Source organism: bacterium (assembly GCA_026414725.1).
Taxonomy (GTDB): Bacteria; Ratteibacteria; UBA8468; order B48-G9; family JAFGKM01; genus JAAYXZ01.
The window spans coordinates 20,624-27,421 of the sequence record JAOAIL010000018.1; the positions used below are offsets into that span (position 1 = coordinate 20,624).

4 protein-coding genes are annotated in these 6,798 nt (G+C 36.5%); all 4 read right to left on the reverse strand.

Features of this window, described 5'->3' with window-relative positions; all coding sequences use genetic code 11:
- Positions 1 to 5: 5 nt before the first annotated feature.
- The 4 genes from N3D17_06455 to N3D17_06470 all read right to left on the reverse strand — a co-directional run bounded on the left by N3D17_06455 (position 6) and on the right by N3D17_06470 (position 6,648).
- The gene (locus tag N3D17_06455; protein MCX8083015.1) at positions 6 to 317 is read right to left on the reverse strand and encodes a DUF721 domain-containing protein; all 312 of its coding nucleotides are present in this window, start codon (positions 315 to 317) and stop codon (positions 6 to 8) included.
- Entirely contained in the window at positions 289 to 1,401 is a 1,113-nt protein-coding gene (gene dnaN / locus N3D17_06460) for a DNA polymerase III subunit beta (protein MCX8083016.1), read from the reverse strand. The genes N3D17_06455 and dnaN overlap by 29 nt, the downstream gene beginning before the upstream one ends.
- A 101-nt stretch (positions 1,402 to 1,502) precedes the next feature.
- On the reverse strand, positions 1,503 to 2,807 hold the full coding sequence (dnaA, locus tag N3D17_06465; GenBank protein ID MCX8083017.1) for a chromosomal replication initiator protein DnaA: 1,305 nt from the start codon (positions 2,805 to 2,807) through the stop codon (positions 1,503 to 1,505).
- A 25-nt stretch (positions 2,808 to 2,832) separates the two neighbouring features.
- The gene (locus N3D17_06470) at positions 2,833 to 6,648 is read right to left on the reverse strand and encodes an SEC-C metal-binding domain-containing protein (protein ID MCX8083018.1); all 3,816 of its coding nucleotides are present in this window, start codon (positions 6,646 to 6,648) and stop codon (positions 2,833 to 2,835) included.
- Positions 6,649 to 6,798: the final 150 nt, after the last annotated feature.

Sequence of the window (6,798 nt, forward strand, 5' to 3'; positions counted from 1 at the left end):
CTATATTATCCTATCCTACAATCTATCTTTGTTAATCCCTTCCATCCATATCTTGCTAACTGAGATAGAATCTCTTTTTCCTGTCTTTTGATCTCTGTAAGATAGCACTTACTATCCACTCTTACAGTGATAGTTTTACCTTTAACACTTACCACATAACTATGCTCTCCTATACCTGACTCTACTGCTTTACACCATACCGCTTCAATATCATCTATCTCTCTCACCTTTTCTATCTGTCCCTTCTTACTTAGAACCTTTTTAATAATATCTCCTATCCTTTCCATATCAGTCAAGTTTAAGAGGCATTGCAACATAGAAATATCCTTCTGTCTCTTCCCCTCTTAACAGTACAGGGCTTTTTTCATTACTAAATCCGAACACAATTTTTTTATCCTCCAACTTATTCATAAATTCTATAAGGTAGTTCGGAGGGAAAGCAAGGTTTTGCTCTTTATCTTCAGTATATTCCATCTCTACTTTCTCACTCGCCTCTCCAACATCAGGATTGGTAACTGAAAGGACTAACGCATTTTTACCTATACTTAACCTCACTCTGTTATATCTATCTGTAGTAAACAGTGCTATCCTTCTTAATACAGATAGAAAACTTTCTCTGTTAATATAAAATGTCTTCAACTGTTTTTCTCCGGGTATAACCTTTGTATAGTCAGGAAATTCTTCACTACCAGTAAGAAGTTGAGAAAGTAGATAGGTTGATTTAAAATTAAAACTTATCTGATTCTTCCCTATACTTATTTCAATCGGTTCTTTATTATCATTACTTAAAGAAGCAAGAATACCCATTAATTTATAAGGAAGCAGGCACTTATATGAACGACTGTATTTCTGGTCTGTTTTTATTGTAAAAAGTGTAAGCCGTTTTGTATCGGTTCCTACTATATTAACAGTATTTTCTTTTATATCAAGTAGTCCTCCTCTAAAATAAGGACGTGGTTCTTCAGGGTCAATACAGAACCTCACTTTTTCAATTGCATCTTTAAGGGTATTACTGTCCAGTTGTATGGTAATATCCCCTGAGAATTTCTGGAGTTTTGGAAATTCCTCTTCATCCATTGAAGGAAATGTATATTTTGACTCTCTACATATTACATCTACTGAGTTATTCTTCTTTACTATTTTTATGTCATCATCTGGAAGTTGTTTTATAAGTGATATAAATTTTTTACCGTTTATTACAGCACTACCCTTTTTTATCTTTTCACACTCAATATTTAACCGTATTGTGTTTTCTAAATCAGTTGCTGTTAAAAAACATCCCATCTCTTTTACATCAAAAAGTATACCTCCTGTTATTGTAATAGATGGCTTTAAAGGTAAAACATTTTCAATCTTATCACATTCCTTTTTTAATATACTATTTTTCACAATTATTTCCATTTTTTATCCTCCTGTAGTGTTAGTAAGAAAATTTTTTGTATAAAAATTATCTAACTCTTTATTTTTCAATAACTTATATATTGTAAAAAATGTGTAAAAAATTATCTCTCAAGACCATTTCTAATCTCATCAATAATTCCTTTTATATACTGGTCCTTCTGATATAATTCCTTTATTTTTTTATATGCGTATAAAACCGTTGTATGGTCTTTTCCTCCAAATTTAATCGCAACTGAATGTAGTGAACTACCTGTTAACTCTCTTCCTAAAAACATTGCTATCTGTCGCGGTATTAGTATATTTTTTACCCTCGTATCCTTTATTATATCATCCTCTTTTATTTTAAAATATTCACATACAGCACTCATAATACTATCAAGTGTTATAACCCCTTTCTTCTTATAATACTCTCCATCTATTATCTCATCAACTACTTTTTTATCTATCTCTTTACTTAATAGGGTTGAGAGTGCAAAAATTCTATTTAACACACCTTCTAATATCCTTACATTATCTTTTACATTCTCAGCAATATAATATATTATATCATCCTCCAATAAAATTTTCTTTATTTCACATTTCTTTTTCAGTATCGCTACCCTCGTTTCAAAGTCAGGTGGTAGTATCTCAACAAGTAATCCCCATTCAAACCTTGAAACAAGTCGTTTTTCAAGAAAAGATATCTCCTTAGGGGGTCTATCACTTGAAAGTATAATCTGTTTCCGCTGGTCATATAAAAAGTTAAATGTGTGGAAGAACTCTTCCTGTGTTCCTTCTTTTCCTGCAATAAAATGGATGTCATCTATCAACAGGACATCAAGTTTCCTGAATCTCTGTTTAAATAGGTGGGCAGTTTTATTTTTTATGCTCTGGATGAATTCATCAAGGTATACATCCGCAGGCATATAAAGAATATTCTGTCCACCTCTTTCTTGTGTAAAGTGAACTATTGCCTGCATAAGGTGGGTTTTACCCAATCCAAATCCACCATAAAGAAAAAGAGGGTTGTAGGCAATACCAGGGGACTGGGCTACTGCTTGTGCTGCTGCATGTGCTAACTGGTTTTTAGGACCTACTACGAAATTATCAAATGTGTAGTCAGGGTTTAAAGGCATCTCAGGTTGTTGTGGAGTATAGAATGGTTTACTCTGTTCTGCTCCTGTATAGTGTATCTCTATAGCAGGTTGCCATCCAGTAATACTATAAAATGCCTCTTTAATGATATCTATATATGGAGTAAAACCCTTTTCAAATGTCATCCCCGGTATCTCTAACTGCAATGTTTTTTCATTAAGTCCTTTGATTTTTACGGGTTTTATCCATATCTCATATGCCCTCGTATCATTTAACTGTTCCTCAACCCTCGCCAATACCTCTTTCCACAATAATTCAATATCGTTTTTCATCTTTTTCTCTACTTATACACAGGTTTTATACATTTTTTCCACAGCATTTTTTATATTTCTTCCCGCTACCACAGGGGCAGGGTTCATTTCTACCAACCTTTTTTCCTGTTATATATGGGGACTGTTTAGTTTGAGGTATCTGTGTCTCTACTGGTACAGGTGCATATGCTCTATCTGTTTCATCTGTCTCCTTATATGCTGTGTCAAACTGCTGTAATGTTTGATGAGTGTAAGAGATATTCATAGGAGATGGTTCCTTTCTCTGTATAACAGGAGTTTCTGTAATTTTTACCCTGCATAGATGAGAGAGAATCTCCCTTTTTATCATAGATAACATCTCCTGAAATGCCTGATAGCCCTCATGTTTATATGCAAGTAGAGGGTCTCTTTGTGCATAAGCTCTTAATCCAATACCCTCCCTCATTTCATCTATGACCCGCAGATGTGCCTTCCATCTGTTATCTATCACCTGAAGCATAATAATTTTCTGAATCTCTGTAATATATGGACCTGCCTGGTTCTTTTTTTCAGTGTAAAAAGCAGTTATCTTGTTTATCAGTTCTTCTGAAAATTTTTCCCTCCAAAATACAGGGGATTGTATATCTTCTGGAGCAGGTAGTTCAACAACAATATCAAAGGTGTTTTTTATAAACATTCTGAAATTCTCTATATCCCAGTTGATGGGTTTATCTTTTATATCCATATACTCATCTGTGGCTGTTTTGATGGTTTCCTCAATAAATTCCGCTATATATGTATCAAGATTTTTCCCTTCCAGTATATCCTGCCTCAGGGTATAGATAACCTTTCTCTGTTCATTAAGAACATTATCAAACTCCAGAAGCTGTTTCCTTATTTCAAAATTACGTGCCTCCACCTTTTTCTGTGCATTGTTAATCATTTTATTTATAAGGGGATGTGCTATTGACTCCCCTTCAGGGATGTGTCCCATAACAGACCGCATCCTTTCCGAGCCGAAGATTCTTAAAAGGTCGTCATCTAAAGAAAGATAAAATTTAGAAGAGCCAGGGTCTCCCTGTCTGCCTGCCCTTCCTTTAAGCTGGTTGTCTATCCTTCTTGCTTCATATCTTTCACTACCTATGACATGCAGCCCACCGAGTGAAACAACCTTATTGTGGTCTTCAAGCCATGGCTTTTTATATTCTTCCAGCAATTTTTCATAAATCTCTTTAAACTCATCGGGTGTTTTCTCAATCTCTTCCCTTGCCTTCTGCCATTCTTCCTCGTATCTGCTCCTTCTGGCTTCATACTCTTCTCTCGCTTTTTTTAACTCCTCATCATAAGAGGCATAAATCTTTTCATACTCCTTAATGGCTTTTCTGTATGCTTCCTCTGATGAAGTATACTCATTTCCTATTATCCCTGTCAGTATAAGATACTCTATCTCTTTCTTACCTTCTGTATAGGAAGGATATATTTGTCCTTCCTTTGACTTAAACTCATTTATAATCTCCTTTATATCCTCTCGCTCATTTTTTCCAATTATTTCGTTCAGCAGAGCAATATATCTTCCTGTTTTTTTGAAAGCAGACATCTCAGGTGAGATATAAGAAGGGAAACAATTACTTAGTATCTCAAGAAATCTTTTTATGCCATCCCTGTATTTTATAAGGAGAGAAAATATATTTTTCGCTCCTTCTTCTGTCTCTGATTCAGGTGTATTTAATATCTCTGTAAGATGGTTTCTCATCTCTTCAATATCCTCATCAAGCACAACATTTATCATCTTTTTCAGAGATGTCTTTAGAGATATATACTCCCTGTATGCGCGACCTCTCGCTTCTTTAATATCTTTTAAATATACCTCCTGTTTATCACCTGATAGACGTTTCTGTGTAGATATAAGTTCTTCATTTGCTTTTTCGTATGCCTCTTTAAGTTTATCAAGACGGGTTTTATATCTATGGTATATATCCTTTCCTTCTCTGTTAAATATCTCATCTTCAAATATCTCCCTCGCTTTTTTATCCAGTGCAAAAAACACCTGTTCCTTTTCATTAAGAGAGGTCTTTGTCTCCTCTAATAGATGCCTATATTTACTTTCTATCTCTGCAAGATGTGTCTTGTATGCCTTTTCTATCTCAGTTAACCCCTCTGCAAACTCTTTTTTTGTTTCTTTCTCCTTCCCCTCAACCCTCTTTCTTGACCATATTACCCTGATGGTCTCTTCTCTCGCGAGGATTTCAGGGTTGCCTCCGAGTATAATATCCACACCTCTTCCAGCCATCTGGGTTGCTATGGTAACCGCTTTTGGTTTACCTGCCTGTGCTATAATGGCTGCTTCTGCCTCATGGTTTTTACCGTGGAGAACCTTATGAGGTATCCCTTTATGAGTAAGCAACCTGCTTAACCTTTCTGCCTTTTCTATGGAGATTGTGCCAACCAGGATAGGTCTGCCTGTTTTATGTAATTCCTCTATTTCAGAGACAATTTTCTCAAATTTTTCTTTTTCTGTCTTGTATATCTCATCATTATATTCTGTCCTTTGTAGTTTCTTGTTAGGAGGAAGGACTATCACATCTGTGTTGTAAATCTCTTTGAACTCAACTGCCTCTGTAAGAGCAGTTCCTGTCATCCCTGCTATTTTTTTGTAAAGTTTAAAATAGTTCTGGAAGGAGATTGTTGCGAGTGTCTGGTTTTCGCTTTCAATCCGTACCCCTTCCTTTGCTTCTATCGCCTGATGCAGACCATCACTCCACCTTCTCCCAGGCATAAGGCGTCCTGTAAACTCATCCACGATAATGACCTGACCATCCTTAACAACATATTCTTTATCTCTTTTGAAAAAGTTATGTGCCCGCAGTGCCTGGTGTATAAGGTGGACCTTCTCTGTATGGGTTCCATCATAAAGGTTCTGGATACCGAGCAGTCCTTCACATTTATGTACCCCTTCCTCTGTGAGAGAGACCGTTTCTCCTTCCTCATCCAGTGTAAAGTCCGTATCTTTATTTAGTTTTCTTACCAGGCGGTCTATATCATAATAGAGACGGGTTGCCTCCTCTGCAGGACCTGATATGATAAGAGGAGTCCGTGCTTCATCTATCAGTATTGAATCAACCTCATCTATAATAGCGTAGTTAAGGGGTCTCTGAACCTGTGTCTCTTTACTTATTGCCATGTTATCTCGCAGGTAGTCAAATCCGAATTCACTCGCCACCCCATATGTTATATCGCAGTTATATGCTTCCTTTCTCGGTACAGGCCTGAGATATAAAAATCTTGAATCAGCAGGCAGGTATGCAGGGTCAAAGACAAAGGCAGAGAGGGTATAAGGGTCTTTTGTTTCTTTATATGAAATAATACAACCAACGGAGAGTCCTAAATAGTGGTATATAGCACCCATCCATTGTGTGTCTCTTTTTGCAAGGTAGTCATTGACTGTTACAAGATGACATCCCTTTCCTTCAAGAGCATTCAGAAAAAGAGGGAGTGTTGCAACAAGCGTCTTTCCTTCTCCTGTCATCATCTCTGCAATTTTTCCACTGTGAAGCACAATGCCTCCTAATAACTGGACATCAAAGTGCCTCATATTCAGTGTTCTTCTTGCTGCTTCTCTCACAAGGGCAAATGTATCCACAAGAAAATTATCCAGCCCTTCACCCTGTTGAGCCCGTGTTTTAAACTCTGCTGTCATTCGGCGCATCTCTTCCTGTGATAGAGAACGGATATACTCTTCTCTTTCATTGATTTTTACAAGAAGGGATACCATTGAATTTAGAAACTGATACTTGTCTCTATTCAGGAAGCGGTTTATAGTGTATCTCGTGCCGGGGTTCAATATCCTCAGGTCGGAAAGTATCTGGTTATAATATTGTTGCACCTTGTAAACACCTCCGGTGATAATGATAAACTCAAAATTTCCAAATTCTCAAGTTCTAAAAATACAGATTTAACTTTGATTTAGAGAATTTCATTAGTTGTGCCGGGGGGCAGAATCGAACTGCCTACGCCTCGCTTCGCTCTTTAAGGG